The following is an 18313-nucleotide window of genomic DNA, read 5'->3' on the forward strand; positions in this document are numbered from 1 at the left end:
TAAAACGACATAAATACGATACGTACTATTATCAGGCATAAGGTTTTCAACACCCACCCAGAGTACTGCCCCTTATGACGACGAGCCCGTACCTCCTGCCTGAACCCGCTGAAAACGATGAGCTGCAAGACTTGCGCAGCAGCGGCGCCGCCCAGCGTGCGCTGGATTTCTACTTGAAAGAAGAGATGTCGACGCCGGTGGCGAACGAGGCGTTGTTCGCCATCAAAGCAGGTATCAGTCAGGAAGAAGCCTTGATACATGCCTCGGACCTGCTGCGCAGCGCGGCGGCCACTGCGTATGAATCCGCGAGCAACCACCAGGGTAATCAGCGGGACCTGGCGTTTTCAGTGGTGTATTTGATCGATATGGCGAAGGCGATGGTCGAGCGGTCGTTGCAGGTGCGCGAAGCGCAGGCGGACAGCTGATAGGCGCAAAGGAAAAATATTTCTATCCCACGGATAAAAACATTTGACTTGCAAATGATAATGATTATTATTGGACCCAGCTGATCGCGAGATCAGTCGATAGACCAAGAGACCTTAGGTCGGACTCTTGGAATATCTCCTCATCAGGCTAATCACGGTTTTTGACCCGGCTCTTTGGCCGGGTCTTTTTTTTGCCAGTTTTCCTGGCATGGCTTCAGGCTAATGAAGACTGTGTGTTGCGTGATGGCGCGCATGGTAGCAAAAGACCATCGCCGAATGAAAGCCACCCAAAGGCTCTGGCTCACATCTTTGGGAAATAGCGCTTGAGAATCAATCTCATAAATTCTAAGCTGCGGCGGCGTCAAGGATGATGCCCCCCTCCCTGCGCAACAATTTTGCATCCAGGCTTTACCGGACTCCTGTGTAATATAGCCGCCACAATACTCATAATCAGGCAACCAGACTATGACAGTGGCCTTGACCTCCATCAGAATCAGTACCGACTTCGACAGTGGCAATATCCAGGTGCTGGACGCCAGCGATGCCTATCAATTGCTGCTGGCGATCAAACCCGACACACGCAGCCAGCATTTCCAGTGGTTTCACTTCAAGGCCGAGGGTATGCATGTGGGCCATACCCACACCTTCCGCCTAAGCAATGCCGGGCGCTCTTCATATCCCCATGCCTGGAGCGGCTACAACGCCGTAGCCTCCTACGACCACGTCAACTGGTTCCGCGTGCCGACACGCTTCGATGGCGAAATCTTGCACATCAGCCTGGAGACTCGCGAGAAGCACGCCTGGTTCGCCTACTTCGAACCCTACAGCCGCGAACGTCATGACGGCTTGATCGAGCAGGCGCTCAAACACACCGGCACCCAATTGCTGGCCACCGGCAAGAGTGTCGAAGGCCGCGACATTCAGTTGCTGCGCCGGGGCAAAGGCGGCGAAGGACGACGCAACGTATGGATCATCGCCCAGCAACATCCGGGCGAACACATGGCCGAATGGTTTATGGAAGGGATCATCGAACGCTTGCAACAGGACGGCGATGCCGAGCTGAAAAAACTGCTGGCGGTGGCTGACCTGTACCTGGTGCCGAATATGAATCCAGACGGCGCCTTCCACGGGCACCTGCGTACCAACGCCATGGGCCAGGACCTCAACCGCGCGTGGCAGAGCGCAAGCCAGGACCTCAGCCCGGAAGTGCTGTTCGTGCAACAGCAGATGGAACAGTACGGCGTGGACCTGTTCCTGGATATCCACGGTGACGAAGAAATCCCCTATGTATTCGCCGCTGCCTGCGAAGGCAACCCAGGCTACACGCCGCGCATCGAAGCCCTGGAAAAGCACTTTCGCAGCCACCTCAGCGGCTTGACTCGTGACTTCCAGACCACCCATGGCTACACCCGCGACCTGCCGGGCGAAGCCAACATGACGTTGGCCTGCAATGCGGTCGGCCAAAAGTACGATTGCCTGTCGCTGACCTTGGAAATGCCCTTCAAGGACAACAACGACGCGCCCAACCCGAAAACCGGCTGGTCGGGCGAGCGCTCGAAACAGCTAGGCAAGGATGTGCTGAGCAGCGTCGCCGATATCGTCGGCCTGTTGCGCTGACAGCAACGAACCCCGGCATCAGTCCTTGGTGCCGGTCATGCTCTGCAACACGCCATCGCGTCGGATCAGCCCATGAAACAACGCCGCCGCCAGGTGCACCAACACCGTGAGAAACAGCAGGTACGCCAGGTACCCATGGGCCTTACGCAGCAACGCGAACAACGGTGCGTTCGCCTCCACTAGCGCCGGCAGTCGTACGGAGCTGCTGAGCATCACCGGGTCGCCCGCCGCTGAAATCATCGCCCAACCCAGCAGCGGCAACGCCAGCATCAGACCATACAACATCAGGTGCGATGCCTTTGCCGCCAGCACTTGCCACTGCGGCAGGTCCTGGGGTAGAGGCGGTTGCTGCGTGGAAAAGCGCACCACCAGCCTGACGATAACCAGCGCCAGAATCGCAATACCCAACGGTTTATGCAGTTGGATCAGCCAAGCATGCCGCTCCGAGACCGAGGCCGCCAAGCCCGCGCCGATAAACAGCATGGCGATGACCATCAGCGCCATCAGCCAGTGCAGCAGGCGCGCCAAGGGAGCGAAGAATTGTGGAGAGGCCTTCATGGTTTCGACTCCTGTAGAGCATGGTGCAAGGGGCTGACCTCGCCGGCGCGGCGCAGGTAAGAACTGGCGTATGCCGCCGAGCGGGCCGCCAGCAAGGGGTCATTGGAGGCTTGAATACCGCTGGGCAGAATCAACGGATCGAAGTTGATATCGCGGCAGTCGCCGTCGGCCTGGGGCTGGCTGCTTTGCACCACCAGGGTACCGGCGTTCAGCACCGTATGGAGGCCGGGCCAGGGTTTGCTGGCATCGTCCAGCACGTCGCCGGGGTTGGCCAGGGTCATGTTCAACTGCCAGCGCAGCGGCCCGGCGGCCAGGCGCTGCACTAGGTCTTTCTCCAGGAAGTCCGCACCATCTGCGGCGGTATCACCCACCGCGCCTTGGCTTTGGGGCACCACCGCCCAGCGCACGGCTTGACGCTTGCCCTCGGCGTTCACCAGATAAAACGCATTGATGCCGTTATAGGTTTCGGTCGCGTAACTGGCCGACGGTTTGGCGGTCTTGACCCATGTCAGGAACGGTGCGGCCTCCGGATGGGCGGCAAAAAACGCCGGCATGTTCGCTGGGTTCGGCTTGCCGGTGGCCGGGTCCGGCGCGCCCGCCTTGAGCAACTGATAGAACGCCTCGGGCGTGCCCACCGGGAACACCGGCATGCTGTTCATACCGGTGCGCCATTGCTGGCCGTTGGCCTGGCTGAACTGCACGGCAAAACTGCGGATCGGCACGCTGCTATCAGGCGCGTACGGGTTGCCGCTGGGCAAGGCGAAGCGGCCGATCAACGGGGTTTTGGTCTCGCTGAACACCTCGGCGCTGGAATAGGCGCGCGCCTCGGCAGAGCTTTGGAAGTAACCCGCCACGCACACGCCTTTGGCGTGGTTGCGCCGATAGCCAGGGTGCACGCCGTTGTTGGTCTCCAGGGCATTGACCAAGGTTTTAGGCCGCAGCCGCTGCGGGTCGAGTGTGCCATTGACGTAGGCAAACGCCGCGGCCAAACCGGCCACCACAACGCCGATGGCGGCAAGACGCGCCACCAGGCTTGCGGTACTCAAGGCAGGACGGGGCGGTGATGGGTGATCCAGCATAAAAACTCCAGGGCCGAGGGCCGCAGGGGGAAAGTGCTATGAGACGAAACCCACGCAGGCTTATTCCCACTTCACTGTAGTTTTTTTCAGCGTTACGACCTTACATACCGCGATTCAGAAAGCCCACGCACCTTGACCTGGTCATCCACCCGCCCCAGGTGTTCGAGCCGGCCATCTGCCGTCCAGCGTCCCAGGTCGCGGGTGCGGAACATCAGGTTGTCGCCGCCCAGAACCGGATCGGGGCGATATCGCTTTTGGGTCAACGCCGGGTTGTTCAAGTAGCCGGTCGTGACACCCGCCCCTCCGGCCTACATTTCCCCAGGTTGGCCCAGCTCACAGGCGCACCCCTTGTTCGTCGAGCACATACACCGTGTTGTTCGGGGTTGGCCGACCGATGGTCAGCAAGGCGCTAGGCTCATGCCGGTGCAAGGTATTGACGATGGTGGTTTCGGTGGGCCCACAACCGTTGTAGAACGTGCAGTGCGCCGCCCACTGATCGGCCAGGGCCTGTGTGCGAAAATCACTTGCTGCGCCGCCGGCAAATGCGCCAGTTCCGGCCGGAAGTAACATGCTTTGCCTGTCGGTGAATTCATCAACACGCCCTCTTCATTGCGGCCGATCCTGTACCGGTAGCCACGAGGCTGGATTAAGGCGGGCGTGGGGCATTACAGGCCTGTGGGCTATCCAGAGAGGGCGCCCCCACAAGGGCAAGGTTTCTTTCAGGTAGGCATGGAATAACCTACGCGGGCGAACGTCTACTCTTACAACTGGCTAGACTGACCCACCATGCATGAACTCGACGAACCGCTACGCGAACTCCTGCCCCGGCTGCGGCGCTTTGCCGTGTCCCTGACGCGCAACACCAGCAGCGCCGACGATCTGGTGCAGGCCACCTTGGAGCGTGCAATCACCCGCTGGGGCGACAAACGCCCGGAAGGCGACCTGCGCGCATGGCTGTTCTCGATCCTCTACCGGCAGTTTCTTGATGCCCAGCGCCGTACCCGCCGTTATGCGCGCATGCTCGACTTCTTTACAGGACGCGAAGACGTGCAGCCCTCGGTCGAACGCACCGTGATGGCCCAGTCGACCCTGCAAGCCTTCGATCAATTGAACACCGAGCAACGCGCGCTGCTGCTGTGGGTGTCCGTGGAAGGTTTGAGCTACAAAGAAGTCGCCGAGATTCTCGACGTACCCCTCGGCACCGTGATGTCGCGGTTGTCACGGGCGCGCCAGGCCCTGCGTCAACTCAGCGATGGCGAAATTGCCAGCCCTTCTCTGCGGATACTCAAATGATCAGCCTGCCTCCCAACGAACATGACTTACATGCCTACGTCGATCATCAGCTTTGCGAGAATGACCGGCGTGCCCTGGACACCTGGCTGGCGACCCACCCGGAGGTGGCGGCCCAAGTGCAGGCCTGGCAACAGGACGCACACGCATTGCGCGCAGCCTTGGGCGGCGCCCTGCAACAGCCCGCCAACCCGCAGTTGGACCCCGCGCTGATCCGCCAGCGCGTCCGGCACAATACGCGTCGCCACTTGGCCACGGCAGCGCTGTTGCTGGTGGCGGTGAGCCTCGGCGGCTGGGGCGGCTGGCAGGCCCGCGAGGCGACTCAACCGCCGCTGCAACCCATGGCCGATGCCATGCAGGCGTTCCGCCTGTTCGCCCAGGATGGCATCCTGCCCGCCGACTACCGTGCTCAGGACAGCGGCACCATGCAAGCCTGGCTCGACCGGTACTTCCAACAGGCCCAGCGCTTGCCGGACTTGAGCCAGTCGGGCTTCACGCCGGTCAGCGGGCGTCTGCTCACCACCGATCAAGGCGCCGCTGCCATGGTGCTGTACCAGGACGCGCAGGGGCGGCGTATCAGTTTCTACATCCGCCCGCCGGGCCCGGACAACGGCTTCCTGCCCCGTGGCAGCCGCACCGCCGATGGGCTACAAGCGCAGTACTGGTCCGGTGGCGGCTATAACTACGCGGTGGTCAGCCCGGTGGATCACCCGGTGGCGCCGCTGCAGACCTTCTAGTCGTGGGGGGGTCATGCGTTTTCGAGATGGCCGATGCGCGCCTTCGCGATTGGTCAAAACGTGAAGAGCATCCTAAAGTGAGCGACCTTTGACCCACAGAGTGATCCGCAGTGGCCGTGCCGACTTTGATCCGTCGCCTGCTTGGTAAACAACGCGCGCCACGCAGCGACGCCTCCATCCCCGAGTTTTTTGCGCACAAAGCCCAACAACAGGGCTACACCCTCAGCGCCGGGCAGACCCAAGCGATTGCTGCCATGGCCCGCGAGACCGGCCACCTGCTCGACGGCCAAGCCACCCGTGGCCTGTACCTGCACGGGCCGGTGGGGCGCGGTAAGAGCTGGCTGTTGGACGGTTTCTTTCAGGCGCTGCCGCTGGCCGAGAAACAGCGGGTGCATTTCCACGATTTCTTCGCGCGCCTGCACCGGGGCATGTTCCAGCACCGTGAACAGGATGACGCGCTGGGCGTTACCCTCGATGAGCTGTTGGCAGACTGCCGGGTGCTGTGCTTCGACGAGTTCCACGTCCACGATATCGGCGATGCCATGCTTATCAGCCGATTGTTCAAAGCCCTGTTCCAGCGCGGCATGCTGGTGCTGGTCACCTCCAACTACGCGCCCGAAGGACTGCTGCCCAACCCGCTGTACCACGAGCGCTTCAAGCCGGTGATCGATCTGATCGCCGCGCGCATGGACGTGCTGGAAGTCAGCTCGCCACAGGACTTTCGCAGCCTGCCCCAGGCCCATGCCACGCAGCGCTTTACCGCCGGCGTCTACCTGTGGCCAGGCACGGCCGCGCAGCGTGCGGCCCTCGGCCTGCCGGCGCCCCAAGGCCCAGCGCAGCAGTTGCAGGTGGGCAATCGGCAACTGGTGTGTCGCCACCACCAAGCGCGCACCATCGTCTTCACCTTCGCCGATCTTTGCGAGCAACTGACGGCGGTGATGGACTACCTCTTGCTATGCGAGACGTTCGATCACTGGATCATCGACGGCCTGCCCCACCTGGCGCAGTGCCCGATTGCCGTACAACAACGCTTCATCAATCTGGTGGACGTGCTCTACGACCGCGACAAACGCCTGACCCTGATCGGCACCGAGCCTCTGGCCGACTGCCTGGCGGGCGAGGCCATCGACCTGGCCCGCACCGCCAGCCGCCTGAGCCAATTGCAACAGGTCGACCCGCAACTCGTGCCCGACCCGGTATCATGAGCGCCCTTTACGCCCCCTTGCCGAGTGACCGCGCCGTTCATGACTACCCTCGCCCAACTCAAGGCCGGCCAATTGGCCGGTATCACGCGCCTGGATCTTTCCTGCGGGCTCACCGAGTTTCCTCGGGAAATCTTCGAACTGGCCGACACCCTGGAAATCCTCAACCTCAGCGGTAACGCCCTGAGCCGCTTGCCGGACGACCTGCATCGCCTGCCGCACCTGCGCGTGCTGTTCTGCTCGGACAACGCCTTCACCGAACTGCCGACCTGCCTGGGTCAGTGCGCGAAATTGAGCATGATCGGCTTCAAGGCCAACCGGATCAGCCAAGTGCCCGCCGCCGCCCTACCGCCGCAGCTGCGCTGGCTGATCCTCACCGACAACTGCATTCGCCAGTTGCCCGAGGCGTTGGGTGAACGGCCATTGCTGCAAAAGCTGATGCTGGCCGGCAATCAACTGGAGCAACTGCCACGCAGCTTGGCTCAGTGCCACAACCTGGAGCTGATCCGCATCGCCTCCAATCGCCTCACCCACCTGCCGGACTGGCTGCTGTCACTGCCAAGCCTGACCTGGCTGGCTTATGCCGGCAACCCAGTGGAAATGGCAGTGGAAGTCCAGGCAGACGACACCACGCCGGATATTCCCTGGGGCGAATTGGCATTGGCCGATGTCCTTGGCGAAGGGGCTTCCGGCGTGATCCACAAAGCCTTGTGGAAACCCCAGGCCCTGCCGGTGGCGGTCAAGCTCTACAAAGGCACGATTACCAGCGACGGTTCACCGCTGCACGAAATGCAGGCGTGCATCGCCGCCGGGCGGCATCCCAACCTGATCAAGGTGCAAGGTCGCGTGGTCGGCCACCCCGATGACCAGGCCGCCTTGGTGATGGACCTGATCGAGCCGAGCTACCGCAACCTGGCCGCCCTGCCCAGCCTGGCGTCCTGCACGCGCGATATCTACGCGCCCGACACCCGCTTCAGCGCCGATGTCGCACTGCGTATAGCCCGTGGCATGGCTTCGGTGGCGGCGCATTTACACCGTCACGGCATCACCCATGGCGACCTGTACGCCCACAATATTCTGTGGAACGCGACGGGCGATTGTTTGCTGGGGGATTTTGGCGCGGCGTCATTCCATGCCGCGGCGGACACCGTGGAAACCCGGGCATTGCAGCGCATCGAAGTGCGGGCCTTCGGGGTGTTGTTGGGGGAATTGTTGGAGCGGATCGAGGGGGAACCCGTAGATGCGGCACTGGCGGCGTTGCAGGCGCGCTGCTGTCAGCCGGACGTGCTGGCGCGGCCGGGGTTCGAAGAGATCGAGGCGTTGCTGCACGCCATCTGCAACTTTGACTAATTAAGGCAATGTCAGAGGGGCTTCAAAACAGCTCGGATAGAAAATTACTGGATCAAAATGTGGGAGGGGCGGTGCGACAGTCAGCCCCGCTTTCACTGACACACCGTAATCGGGGGCAAGTCGAATCGTCGCACCGCCCCTCCCACCTTGCTCAGCCGTCGATCAGCCCGCCAGGCCGACGAACATGTCCTGCACGTCGTCGTGGTTGTCCAAGCCTTCGAGGAAGGCTTCGACTTCAGCCATCTGCTCGTCGGTCAAACCACTCACCGGATTCTTCGAGATGTAACCCAGCTTGGCCGATAGCACGGTAAAGCCTTGCTCCGGCAGGGCTTTCTGCACGGCGTCGAGGTCGGTGGTTTCGGTGATGAACAGGGTGGTGCCTTCTTCTTCGCCGTCCTCGAAATCCTGGGCGCCGGCTTCGATGGCGGCCATTTCAGGATCGGCGTCCGGGCTGTCCGGTGAGGCTTCGATCAAGCCGACGTGGTTGAAGTCCCAGGCTACCGAACCGGAAGCGCCCAGTTGGCCTTTGCGGAATGCCACGCGGATTTCCGCCACGGTGCGGTTGATGTTATCAGTCACACACTCGACGATCAGCGGCACCTGATGGGGCGCGAACCCTTCGTAGGTCACGCGGTGGTATTGCACGGTTTCGCCGAGCAGACCGGCGCCTTTCTTGATGGCGCGGTCCAGGGTTTCCTTGGGCATCGAGGCTTTTTTGGCCTGCTCCACCACCAGACGCAGGTGGGCGTTGGTCGCGGTGTCAGCACCGTTGCGCGCGGCGATCGTGATTTCTTTCACCAGCTTGCCGAAGATTTTGCCCTTGGCATTGGCTGCCGCTTCTTTATGTTTGACTTTCCACTGTGCGCCCATGACTCGCTCTCTTCTCGTCCATCGCGCCGAAACGTCTACTGGCCGGCGCTTTGGGGGCAGAGTTTATAGCGCGAGAACGCATCGTTCCACCAAAAAACCGTCACGGCGCCAGCTCGAAAAACGCTTGGATCAGGCGCAGGGAACGGCGTCGCTCCATGCAGCCGAGACTGTGCCGGTTCAGTAACCCCGCGCCGCGGATCGGCACCGCCCGCACCCGCGGGTCCTGGCTGACCTCCATCGACGACACCACGCCGACGCCCAATTGCGCGGCGACCGCCTCGGTCACCGCCTCACGGCTATCCAGTTCCAGCAGCACCTTGGGCTGCACAGCGGCGGCTTGGCAGGCGGCATCAAAGGTGCGGCGGGTGATCGAACTGGGCTCGCGCAGCACCATGATCACCTCATCGAGTTGCTTCAGCTCGATGCCGTTGGGCAGTTCCGTCCACGGGTGGTTGGACGGGACCAAGGCGCAGATATGCGATTCGCCCAAGGGCTGTAAATGCATGCCAGGGCGGGGTTCCACCTCGGTCAGCACCGCCACATCGGCATGCTCGGCCAACAGCGCGGCCAAGGTCTCCTGAGCATTGCCCAGCCGCAGGTTGACGGTGATGCCCGGGTACCGCGCGCGCAGGCTGGCAATCATCGGCATGACCAGGTGCGGACCGTCCGCCGCCACTTCCAGGCGCCCGCTGAGTAACTGGCGATTGGCTTCGAGCAGGGCCTGGGCCTCGTCCACCAGACCGAAGATCGCCCGGGTGATCGCCGCCAGCCGCGCGCCCTCCTCTGTCAACTCGACCCGCCGCGCCGTGCGGCGCAACAGCGGAATCTGATAGTGCTCCTCCAGGGCCTTGATATGCCCGGTCACCGCTGGCTGGCTGATAAACAGCCGCGCCGCCGCACGGGTAAAGCTGCCCTCGCGGGCCACGGCATCGAATGCACGCAGTTGAAACAGGTTCATACTTATCGGCCTCGCTGATAGCTCGCATAAAAACAAACAATTTGATTGATATCACGCTAAACCGCAACGTAAGCGCCGTAGATTCAACCCAACGCTGAAGAGAACCCACGATGCTCCTTACCGCGCCGATGCTGTTGACCCCAGGCCCCCTGACCACGTCTGCCCGCACCCGCCAGGCCATGCTGGTGGACTGGGGTTCCTGGGATGAGCGCTTCAACCAACTCACCGCCAGCGTCCGCGCGCAGTTGCTGGCAATCATTCATGGCGCCGACAGCCACCACTGCGTGCCCTTGCAGGGCAGCGGCACCTTCGCCGTCGAGGCAGCAATCGGCACTTTGGTGCCACGGGATGGCAAGGTGCTGGTGCTGGTCAACGGCGCCTACGGCAAACGCCTGGCGAAGATATGCGAAGTGCTCGGCCGTGCATTCAGCACCTTTGCAACCGCAGAGGACGAACCCACCACCGCCGCCGATGTGGACCGCCTGCTGCACGCCGATCCGTCGATTAGCCATGTCGCGCTGATCCATTGCGAAACCAGCACCGGCATTCTCAACCCGCTGCCGGCCATCGCCCAGGTGGTAAAAAGCCACGGCAAGCGCTTGATCGTCGACGCCATGAGTTCCTTCGGTGCGCTGCCGATCGATGCCCGCGAAGTGCCGTTCGACGCGCTGATAGCGGCCTCAGGCAAGTGCCTGGAAGGCGTGCCGGGCATGGGTTTTGTCTTTGTCGATAAACAGGCGCTGGCCACTGCTCAAGGCAACTGCCACTCCCTGGCGATGGACCTTTTCGAGCAGCACCGTTACATGGCCGAAACCGGCCAATGGCGCTTCACCCCGCCCACCCATGTGGTGGCGGCCCTGCACGAAGCGCTGCTGCAATACCACGAAGAAGGCGGTCTGCCCGCGCGCCATCAGCGCTACGCGCACAATTGTCAGACGCTGCTTGAGGGCATGGCCGAACTGGGCCTGCGCAGCTTTCTACCGGCGGCGATCCAAGCACCGATCATCGTCACCTTCCACGCCCCGCAACACCCGCGCTACCAGTTCAAGGACTTCTACGAACGGGTCAAGGCCAAGGGTTTCATCCTTTACCCCGGCAAATTGACCCAGGTGGAAACCTTTCGCGTCGGCTGCATCGGCCATGTCGACGCTACCGACATGCGCGCCGCCGTAACCGCCATCGCCCAGGTATTGCGCGCCATGGACATCCCTCTTCTCTCTGCGTCTGGAGTACCCGCATGAACTATCAAAACCCGACCAAGCTCCAGGCCGCGATCCTGGATTGGGCCGGCACCGTGGTCGACTTCGGTTCCTTCGCGCCCACGCAGATTTTTGTCGAGGCCTTCGCCGAGTTCGGCGTGCAGGTGTCCATCGACGAAGCCCGGGGCCCGATGGGCATGGGCAAGTGGGACCATATCCGCACCCTGTGCAATCAGCCGCAGGTGGCCGAGCGCTACCGCCAGGCATTCGGGCGCACGCCCTCCGATGACGACGTGACGGCCATTTACAAGCGCTTTATGCCCCTGCAGATCGAGAAGATCGCCGAGCATTCGGCGCTGATCCCCGGCGCGCTCGACACCATCGCCACATTGCGTGCCCAGAACATCAAGATCGGCTCTTGCTCCGGCTACCCCAAGCAGGTGATGGACAAAGTGGTCGCCCTGGCCGCGCGCAACGGCTACGTCGCCGACCATGTGGTCGCACTGACGAAGTACCCAATGGCCGTCCATGGCCCGCCCAGGCTCTGGCGAATGTGATCGCCCTGGGCATTGACGACGTGGCGGCGTGCGTAAAAGTCGACGACACCGTACCGGGCATCCTCGAAGGCCGCCGCGCCGGCATGTGGACCGTGGCGCTGACCTGCTCCGGCAATGCGCTGGGGCTGACCTATGCGCAATTTCGCGCCCTCGACGCCGCCACGCTGGCCAGCGAACGCAGGCGAATCGAAGCGATGTTCGAAGGCTCGCGGCCCCACTACTTGATCGACACCATTACCGACCTGCCGGCGGTCATCGCCGACATCAACCAACGCCTGGCCCGCGGCGAAATACCGCAAAGCCACTGATTGAGGTCAAAACAACGGCCATCGCAGCGGGCAAATCGTTGGAAACAGGCTTACAGTAGAAATACTTCGTCACAAAAGAACGAAGGCATGCCCTGACCGATGAGGATCCCAGCGATGCCGTGGAAAAATTCCGATACGCGCTACAGCACCATGTCGATTGCGCTGCACTGGTTGATGGTGGTGCTGCTGGCGGTGGTTTACGCCTGCATTGAGCTACGCGGGCAGTTCCCCAAGGGCAGCGGCGCACGCACGTTGATCGTGGAAATGCACTTTATGTTCGGCCTTACCGTGTTCGTGCTGGTGTGGCTGCGCCTGTTCGCCCGGAGCCTGGGGGTCGCGCCAAAGATCATCCCCACCCCGCCGCCATGGCAGAGCCTGCTGGCCACACTGATGCACTGGGCGCTGTACGCCTTGATGATCGGCATGCCGATTGCCGGTTGGCTGATCGTCAGCGCCGAAGGGCATTCAGTGATGTTCTATGGTCTTGAGCTGCCACCGCTGATCGCTGAAAACAAGGCGTTGGCCAAAGAGATCGAAGGTTGGCATGTGCTGTTCGGCAAAATCGGCTACTGGCTGATCGGCCTGCATGCGCTGGCGGGAATCGTGCACCACTATGTGATTCGCGATAACACCGCGCTGCGGATGATGCCGGGTAAGCGCGCTAACCTGTGAACCCGCGACGGCCCTGCAAGCCACCGGTGTGCACAAAGATCAGACGCGTGCCGGGCGAGAACCGCCCGGCCTCGATCTGCTGCTTTAACGCCAACAGCGCCTTGCCGGTATAGAGCGGCTCCAGCGGCAGGCCAGTGGCGCGTTCGGTGGTTTGCATAAAGTCGAGCAATGCCGCGTCGACCTTGGCGAACCCACCGCGGCTGGCCTCCAGCAATTCGTAGCCACCCGCCACAATCGCCCCCACATTCTGGGCCACGCCGTGATCATCCGGCACCGCCATCGCACCGTACACCGGGTGCGCGCCCGCTTCCGCCAGGGCCAAACCTGCCAGGGTCGTCCCCGTGCCGGCGGCCAGCCACCAAGCGTCGTAAGCGTTCCAACCCAGCTTGCTCAATTGCCCACGGACCTGTTCCACCAGCACCGCGCAACCCAGCGCACCGGCAAGCCCGCCGCCGCCTTCGGGCACCGGATACAACTGCGGGTATTGCTCACGCCACGGCAGCCAGAAGTCCGCCCCGTGGCGCGCGCGATAGCCGGCGTAGCCCAGCCAATGCAGGTGCATGCCAAAGGCTTTCAGGTCGAGGACGGTGGGGGTGTCTTGAGGATGGCCGCGCAACAGGCCGACAGTGGCGAAACCAAAGCGCTCACCCGCTGCCGCCAAGGCATGCAAATGGTTGGAGTAAGCCCCGCCCAGGCTGATGATGCCACGGGCACCGGCCTGTTCTGCCTGCCTCAAATGCTCGGTGAGTTTGAACCACTTGTTGCCGCTGATCAGGGGGTCTATACGGTCCAGGCGCAGCACAGCCAGCTCGATGCCGTTCAGCCAATCGAGGTGCAATGGTTCAAGGGGAGCGATGGGAAGCCAATCGAAGGGGCCCATGGGGGTGGATCTGCCTGGCAAACGGGGCGGTAGTCTAGCACCGCCCCGCTCAGGGCCTTACAGCTCGGCGGCGAGGCGCGAACCTTGGTTGATCGCGCGCTTGGCGTCCAGCTCGGCCGCCACGTCTGCGCCGCCGATCAGGTGCACGTTCTGCCCGGCGGCGACCAGGCCGTCCTGCAAGTCGCGCAGCGGGTCCTGACCGGCGCAGATGACGATGTTGTCCACCGCCAGCAACTGCGGCTCGCCCTCGGCGCCGATACGGATATGCAGGCCTTGGTCATCGATCTTCAGGTACTCGACGCTGTTAAGCATCTGCACCTGCTTGTTCTTCAAGCCGGTGCGGTGGATCCAACCAGTGGTCTTGCCCAGGCCATCGCCGACCTTGGAAGCCTTGCGTTGCAGCAGGAACACTTCTCGCGCCGGCGCATGGGGCTGGGGCTTGATACCGGCCACACCGCCACGGGCCTGCAGTTGGGTGTCGATGCCCCATTCCTTCCAGAACGCCTCACGGTCCAGGCTGGTGGACACGCCCTGATGCACCAGGAACTCCGATACGTCGAAGCCAATGCCGCCGGCGCCGATCACCGCCACGCGCTGGCCGACCGGCTGGCGTTCGAGGATCACGTCCAGGTAGCTCAGCACCTTGGGGTTGTCGATCCCTGGGATGGCCGGGGTGCGCGGCGCAATGCCGGTGGCCAGGATGATTTCGTCATAGCCGCCGGCCGCCAGTTGCGCCACGTCCACGCGGGTATTGAGGCACACCTCGACATGGGTGGTCTGCAATTTGCGTTTGAAGTAGCGCAGGGTTTCGAAGAATTCTTCTTTGCCCGGTACGCGTTTGGCGATATTGAACTGACCGCCGATCTCGCTGGCGGCATCGAACAGGGTCACTTGGTGCCCACGCTCGGCGGCCACCGTCGCCGCCGCCAGACCGGCGGGGCCGGCACCGACCACGGCAATTTTCTTGATCTGTTTGACCGGCAGGTAGTTAAGCTCGGTTTCGTAGCACGCACGGGGGTTGACCAGGCAGGTGGTTAGCTTGCCGCCGAAGGTGTGATCCAGGCACGCCTGGTTGCAGCCGATGCAGGTGTTGATCTCATCGGCACGCCCGGCGGCCGCCTTGTTGACGAACTCGGGGTCGGCAAGGAACGGCCGCGCCATCGACACCATGTCGGCATCGCCTTCGGCGAGGATGCGCTCGGCAATCTCCGGGGTATTGATGCGGTTGGTGGTGATCAGCGGGATCTGTACCGCACCGCGCAACTTGGCGGTGACTTTGCTGAACGCGCCACGCGGCACTTTAGTGGCAATGGTCGGGATGCGTGCTTCGTGCCAGCCGATACCGGTGTTGATGATGGTCGCACCGGCCTGCTCGATGGCCTTGGCCAGTTGCACGATTTCTTCCCAGGTGCTGCCACCTTCCACCAGGTCGAGCATCGACAGGCGGAAGATAATAATGAAATTCGGCCCCACCGCTTCGCGCACACGACGCACGATTTCAACGGCCAGGCGCATGCGGTTCTCGTAGCTGCCGCCCCAACGGTCGGTGCGGTGGTTGGTGTGCGCGGCGAGGAACTGGTTAATGAAGTAGCCTTCAGAGCCCATGATTTCTACGCCGTCGTACTCGGCGACCTGAGCCAGCCGCGAGCAAGTGACGAAATCCTGGATCTGTTTTTCGATGCCTTCCTCGTCCAACTCCTTGGGCTTGAACGGGTTGATCGGCGCCTGGATCGCGCTCGGTGCCACTTGCTTGGGGCTGTAGGCATACCGCCCGGCGTGGAGGATCTGCATGCAGATCTTACCGCCCGCCGCATGCACCGCTTGGGTCACGATTTTGTGCTTCTGGGCTTCTTCCTCGGTGGTCAACTTGGCCGCGCCGGCGTACACACCACCCTCATCGTTGGGGCCAATACCGCCAGTGACCATCAAACCCACGCCACCCCGAGCGCGCTCGGCGAAATAGGCGGCCATGCGCTCGAAACCGCCGGGTTTTTCTTCCAGGCCGGTGTGCATCGACCCCATCAGGGTACGGTTGCGCAAAGTGGTAAAGCCCAGGTCCAACGGGGCCAGCAGGTGCGGGTAAGCAACGGCGGTCATGGTACAGCTCCACGGCAGGTCATCACGGGACGTGGCCGGCTCGAATGGCCAACCATCGGTTTATGCCCCACAGACTAAGAGGCGGTTACCGACTGCTCAATGACTGAAACTGACAAGTTATTGATCCAAATGTACAGCGCCCCTTGGCAAGCCAAGGCATGGGCCCTACCCTAGACGCCGAACCCAGCACCCGGTCTGTTGTCTGTTGCCCATGCGTAAACTTCTAGCGTTCACCGTTACCCTGGCCCTGGTTGCCGCCGTCACCGCGTATCTGGTCTGGACCCAGGAGCGCCCTGTGGCGCATTACCTGTCGGACCTACGCATCACCCTGGCCGTCAACGAAGGCGTACCAGCCGACCGAGGCAACCTGCTAGGCATCCAGCCTGAGCTGTTTCCCGCCGACTACCAGAGCCTGGAACGCCTGCACCTGAAACTCGCCGCGTATCTGCAAAACGCCCGCGACCAAGGCCTGATCAACGACAAGACCATTGTGGTGCTGCCCGAACACATCGGCACCTGGCTGATGCTCACCGGCGAAAAGAACGAGGTCTATCAAGCGCTGCACCTCAAGGAGGCGATGAACTGGCTGTCGATCAGCAACCCGGTGCAGTTCGTGCGCGCCTGGATCAGCGCCACCGGAGCCGACCGCATGGACGACGCCTATCTACGCATGAAAGCGCCCGCCATGGCTCGCGACTATCAGGTACTGTTCGGCGGGCTGGCCAAAGAGTTCGGCGTGACCCTGGTGGCCGGCTCCATCGCCCTGCCCAACCCGAGCATCAGCCAACGGCAACTGCAGATCGGCCACGGCGCCCTGTACAACGCCAGCGTGGTATTCGCTGCGGACGGCTTGCCCATCGGCGATCCCCAGCGCCAGCTCTACCCGATCTACGACGAGCGCGAATTTATCCAGCCCGGCGATGAAAACGTGGTTAGCGTGGTGGATACGCCAGCCGGTCGATTGGGCGTGTTAGTGGGCAGCGACAGCTGGTACCCGGATAACTACCGCAAGCTCAACGAAAACGGTGCCCATCTGATCGCCGTACCGGCGCTGGTCACAGGCCGTGACACCTGGGACCGGCCATGGCGCGGCTTCAAGAGCGTTTCCACGCCGCCGGAAGTCAGCCTCAAGCCCGAGGAACTCAGTGAGGGCGAGGCTTGGCGTCGACTCACGTTGATCAGCCAGCAACCCGTCAGCCAGGCCAGCGCCGGCATGAGCGTGTTTCTACGCGGGCAGTTCTGGGACCTGGGCACTGCAGGGCACAGCTTTCTCAGCAGCAACGGGCAGATCAGCGCCGATGGCGACGCCCGTGGCGCGCGCATGCTGAATATCTGGCTGTAACGCCGTGAAACCAGTGCGCCTGGGGGACTTGTCGGTGGGCTTCGTGCACACCTTGGCCGACGCGGTGCACAGCCATGGCCTGGACCCGCAACCCCTGCTGCTGCAATACGGCCTCGACCCGGCGCGGTTGGCCGAAGCCGGCGCGCGCTTATCTATACCCCGCTATATGCGTCTGGGCCACGCCGCCATACAGCTCACTGGCGACCCTGCCCTGGGCCTGCGCATGGGCCAGCTCAGCCGTCTGAGCCAGGCTGGACTCGCCGGTGTCACCGCCGCTCAAGCACCCACCGTGCGCGAGGCCGCACGCACGCTGACGCGCTTTGAACCGCTGTACGGCTCCAACTACCGGGGGCAATCGAGCTTTCACGAGGACGCCCAAGGCGCTTGGCTGCGTTTCTACTCCATCAGCCCATATAACGCCTACAACCGCTTTGTGGTCGACTCGATCATCGCTGGCTGGCTGCATCAATTGTCCAGCCTGGCCCAGCAACCGGTGCAGGCCCAGCGGATCGAGATCGAATTTCAAGCCCCCGACTACAGCGAACGCTATAGCCTGCTGGGCGATAGCCCTGTGCATTTCGGTGCTGACCTTAACCAACTGCGTCTGAGCCAAGCCACCCTGGCCTTGCGCAACCCGCAACATTGCCCAAGTACCTGGCACCTGTTGCTGCAATTGTGCGAACGGGAGTTGGAGCAGTTGACGCGCACTCGCAGCCTGAGCGAGCGCATTACCCGTTTGCTCGGGCCGATGCTCAATGGCGGTCGGGAACCCGACCTGGAAGAAGTGGCGGCACGCTTGAAGCTGCCGACCTGGACCCTGCGACGCAAACTGACGGAAGAAGGCACCCAGTTTCGCGCGATTCTCAATGACACCCGCCGCGACCTGGCCATGACCTATATCCGCGATACGGAACTGGCCTTCGGCGAAATTGCCTACTTGCTCGGCTTTGCCTCAGCCCAGGCCTTTCAACGCGCGTTTAGGCGATGGAACAACCAGACCCCAGGGGAGTTTCGCCGCAGTCAGCGGCATTCCGCCTGAGGTCGGTGTTACAGCTCGGTGGCATCGTCGGCCGGATCCAAAGGGTCCAGTTCAAACGCCTGATACTCCAACAGCTCTTCTTGATAATCGTCCATGGTGTGCTCCCTGTTTTGGATGAGAAAAGCCGGTGTAG

Annotated in this window: 17 protein-coding genes and 3 pseudogenes; 12 read left to right on the forward strand and 8 right to left on the reverse strand. The window is 62.4% G+C overall.

All coding sequences use genetic code 11. From position 1 onward, the window contains the following. Positions 1-74: 74 nt before the first annotated feature. The gene (locus YA0848_RS01300; protein ID WP_034098818.1) at positions 75-425 is read left to right on the forward strand and encodes a DUF6124 family protein; all 351 of its coding nucleotides are present in this window, start codon (positions 75-77) and stop codon (positions 423-425) included. 152 nt (positions 426-577) lie between these two features. Here YA0848_RS01300 and YA0848_RS01305 read toward each other — a convergent pair whose 3' ends face one another. Then, positions 578-790 (reverse strand): hypothetical protein, encoded by a 213-nt coding sequence (locus YA0848_RS01305; RefSeq protein WP_144419320.1) that lies wholly within the window; start codon positions 788-790, stop codon positions 578-580. 100 nt (positions 791-890) lie between these two features. On the opposite strand from YA0848_RS01305, the gene YA0848_RS01310 reads away from it, so the two are divergent. Continuing rightward, the gene (locus tag YA0848_RS01310) at positions 891-2042 is read left to right on the forward strand and encodes a M14 family metallopeptidase (protein WP_034138627.1); all 1152 of its coding nucleotides are present in this window, start codon (positions 891-893) and stop codon (positions 2040-2042) included. Between the two features lie 18 nt (positions 2043-2060). On the opposite strand, the gene YA0848_RS01315 is transcribed toward YA0848_RS01310, so the two are convergent. The 3 genes and pseudogenes from YA0848_RS01315 to YA0848_RS01325 all read right to left on the reverse strand — a co-directional run. Next, on the reverse strand, positions 2061-2600 hold the full coding sequence (locus tag YA0848_RS01315; protein ID WP_034098823.1) for a cytochrome b: 540 nt from the start codon (positions 2598-2600) through the stop codon (positions 2061-2063). Continuing rightward, positions 2597-3679, reverse strand: a complete 1083-nt coding sequence (locus YA0848_RS01320; RefSeq protein WP_169903433.1) for a catalase family peroxidase — start codon at positions 3677-3679, stop codon at positions 2597-2599. Before YA0848_RS01320 ends, YA0848_RS01315 begins: the two co-directional genes overlap by 4 nt. A 122-nt stretch (positions 3680-3801) precedes the next feature. Next, positions 3802-4189: pseudogene (locus YA0848_RS01325) on the reverse strand (AMP-binding protein); the annotation flags it as partial. A gap of 276 nt (positions 4190-4465) precedes the next feature. On the opposite strand from YA0848_RS01325, the gene YA0848_RS01330 reads away from it, so the two are divergent. From YA0848_RS01330 to YA0848_RS01345, 4 genes are all read left to right on the forward strand, one after another. Further along, positions 4466-4972 (forward strand): sigma-70 family RNA polymerase sigma factor, encoded by a 507-nt coding sequence (locus YA0848_RS01330; RefSeq protein ID WP_034114253.1) that lies wholly within the window; start codon positions 4466-4468, stop codon positions 4970-4972. Beyond that, complete coding sequence (locus YA0848_RS01335; RefSeq protein ID WP_034098830.1) at positions 4969-5706, forward strand: anti-sigma factor family protein; 738 nt, start codon at positions 4969-4971, stop codon at positions 5704-5706. Before YA0848_RS01330 ends, YA0848_RS01335 begins: the two co-directional genes overlap by 4 nt. A gap of 110 nt (positions 5707-5816) precedes the next feature. Next, positions 5817-6911 carry a cell division protein ZapE gene (gene zapE, locus YA0848_RS01340; protein ID WP_169868488.1) on the forward strand — a complete coding sequence of 365 codons (1095 nt, stop codon included), beginning with the start codon at positions 5817-5819 and terminating at the stop codon, positions 6909-6911. A 39-nt stretch (positions 6912-6950) separates the two neighbouring features. Beyond that, positions 6951-8258 carry a protein kinase gene (locus tag YA0848_RS01345; protein WP_047882702.1) on the forward strand — a complete coding sequence of 436 codons (1308 nt, stop codon included), beginning with the start codon at positions 6951-6953 and terminating at the stop codon, positions 8256-8258. A 162-nt stretch (positions 8259-8420) separates the two neighbouring features. Here the strand turns inward: YA0848_RS01345 and YA0848_RS01350 are convergent, their stop codons facing one another. Both YA0848_RS01350 and YA0848_RS01355 read right to left on the reverse strand, forming a co-directional pair. Then, on the reverse strand, positions 8421-9128 hold the full coding sequence (locus tag YA0848_RS01350) for a YebC/PmpR family DNA-binding transcriptional regulator (protein WP_034098834.1): 708 nt from the start codon (positions 9126-9128) through the stop codon (positions 8421-8423). Between the two features lie 100 nt (positions 9129-9228). Next, entirely contained in the window at positions 9229-10086 is an 858-nt protein-coding gene (locus YA0848_RS01355; RefSeq protein ID WP_047882689.1) for a LysR substrate-binding domain-containing protein, read from the reverse strand. Positions 10087-10196: 110 nt separating this feature from the next. Between YA0848_RS01355 and YA0848_RS01360 the strand changes: the two genes are divergently transcribed. From YA0848_RS01360 to YA0848_RS01370, 4 genes and pseudogenes are all read left to right on the forward strand, one after another. Next, a complete protein-coding gene (locus YA0848_RS01360) occupies positions 10197-11327 on the forward strand; it encodes a 2-aminoethylphosphonate--pyruvate transaminase (RefSeq protein ID WP_169903432.1) in 1131 nt (376 codons plus the stop codon). Continuing rightward, positions 11324-11731, forward strand: a pseudogene (locus tag YA0848_RS35830) (HAD family hydrolase); the annotation flags it as partial. The gene YA0848_RS01360 and the pseudogene YA0848_RS35830, both read left to right, overlap by 4 nt. Further along, positions 11659-12150: pseudogene (locus tag YA0848_RS35835) on the forward strand (HAD-IA family hydrolase); the annotation flags it as partial. The pseudogenes YA0848_RS35830 and YA0848_RS35835, both read left to right, overlap by 73 nt. A 114-nt stretch (positions 12151-12264) precedes the next feature. Continuing rightward, on the forward strand, positions 12265-12822 hold the full coding sequence (locus YA0848_RS01370) for a cytochrome b (protein WP_034098839.1): 558 nt from the start codon (positions 12265-12267) through the stop codon (positions 12820-12822). On the opposite strand, the gene YA0848_RS01375 is transcribed toward YA0848_RS01370, so the two are convergent. Both YA0848_RS01375 and YA0848_RS01380 read right to left on the reverse strand, forming a co-directional pair. Then, entirely contained in the window at positions 12812-13702 is an 891-nt protein-coding gene (locus tag YA0848_RS01375) for a 1-aminocyclopropane-1-carboxylate deaminase/D-cysteine desulfhydrase (protein WP_034098840.1), read from the reverse strand. The genes YA0848_RS01370 and YA0848_RS01375 overlap by 11 nt on opposite strands. A 57-nt stretch (positions 13703-13759) precedes the next feature. Further along, the gene (locus tag YA0848_RS01380; RefSeq protein WP_034114262.1) at positions 13760-15799 is read right to left on the reverse strand and encodes an NADPH-dependent 2,4-dienoyl-CoA reductase; all 2040 of its coding nucleotides are present in this window, start codon (positions 15797-15799) and stop codon (positions 13760-13762) included. A 211-nt stretch (positions 15800-16010) separates the two neighbouring features. On the opposite strand from YA0848_RS01380, the gene YA0848_RS01385 reads away from it, so the two are divergent. Together YA0848_RS01385 and YA0848_RS01390 are read left to right on the forward strand one after the other, a co-directional pair. Then, on the forward strand, positions 16011-17141 hold the full coding sequence (locus YA0848_RS01385) for a carbon-nitrogen hydrolase family protein (protein WP_040268774.1): 1131 nt from the start codon (positions 16011-16013) through the stop codon (positions 17139-17141). Between the two features lie 4 nt (positions 17142-17145). After that, a complete protein-coding gene (locus tag YA0848_RS01390; RefSeq protein WP_040268775.1) occupies positions 17146-18180 on the forward strand; it encodes an AraC family transcriptional regulator in 1035 nt (344 codons plus the stop codon). Positions 18181-18313 lie beyond the last annotated feature (133 nt).

The organism is Pseudomonas sp. S4_EA_1b, assembly GCF_016307435.1.
In the GTDB taxonomy this organism is placed as follows: domain Bacteria; phylum Pseudomonadota; class Gammaproteobacteria; order Pseudomonadales; family Pseudomonadaceae; genus Aquipseudomonas; species Aquipseudomonas rhodesiae.

Coding starts and splice junctions, on each gene's coding strand:
- YA0848_RS01300 (WP_034098818.1), top strand. CDS start 75: ATGACGACGAGCCCGTACCTCCTGCCTGAACCCGCTGAAAACGATGAG.
- YA0848_RS01310 (WP_034138627.1), top strand. CDS start 891: ATGACAGTGGCCTTGACCTCCATCAGAATCAGTACCGACTTCGACAGT.
- YA0848_RS01315 (WP_034098823.1), bottom strand. CDS start 2,600: ATGAAGGCCTCTCCACAATTCTTCGCTCCCTTGGCGCGCCTGCTGCAC.
- YA0848_RS01320 (WP_169903433.1), bottom strand. CDS start 3,679: ATGCTGGATCACCCATCACCGCCCCGTCCTGCCTTGAGTACCGCAAGC.
- YA0848_RS01330 (WP_034114253.1), top strand. CDS start 4,466: ATGCATGAACTCGACGAACCGCTACGCGAACTCCTGCCCCGGCTGCGG.
- YA0848_RS01335 (WP_034098830.1), top strand. CDS start 4,969: ATGATCAGCCTGCCTCCCAACGAACATGACTTACATGCCTACGTCGAT.
- YA0848_RS01345 (WP_047882702.1), top strand. CDS start 6,951: ATGACTACCCTCGCCCAACTCAAGGCCGGCCAATTGGCCGGTATCACG.
- YA0848_RS01350 (WP_034098834.1), bottom strand. CDS start 9,128: ATGGGCGCACAGTGGAAAGTCAAACATAAAGAAGCGGCAGCCAATGCC.
- YA0848_RS01355 (WP_047882689.1), bottom strand. CDS start 10,086: ATGAACCTGTTTCAACTGCGTGCATTCGATGCCGTGGCCCGCGAGGGC.
- YA0848_RS01360 (WP_169903432.1), top strand. CDS start 10,197: ATGCTCCTTACCGCGCCGATGCTGTTGACCCCAGGCCCCCTGACCACG.
- YA0848_RS01370 (WP_034098839.1), top strand. CDS start 12,265: ATGCCGTGGAAAAATTCCGATACGCGCTACAGCACCATGTCGATTGCG.
- YA0848_RS01375 (WP_034098840.1), bottom strand. CDS start 13,702: ATGGGCCCCTTCGATTGGCTTCCCATCGCTCCCCTTGAACCATTGCAC.
- YA0848_RS01380 (WP_034114262.1), bottom strand. CDS start 15,799: ATGACCGCCGTTGCTTACCCGCACCTGCTGGCCCCGTTGGACCTGGGC.
- YA0848_RS01385 (WP_040268774.1), top strand. CDS start 16,011: ATGCGTAAACTTCTAGCGTTCACCGTTACCCTGGCCCTGGTTGCCGCC.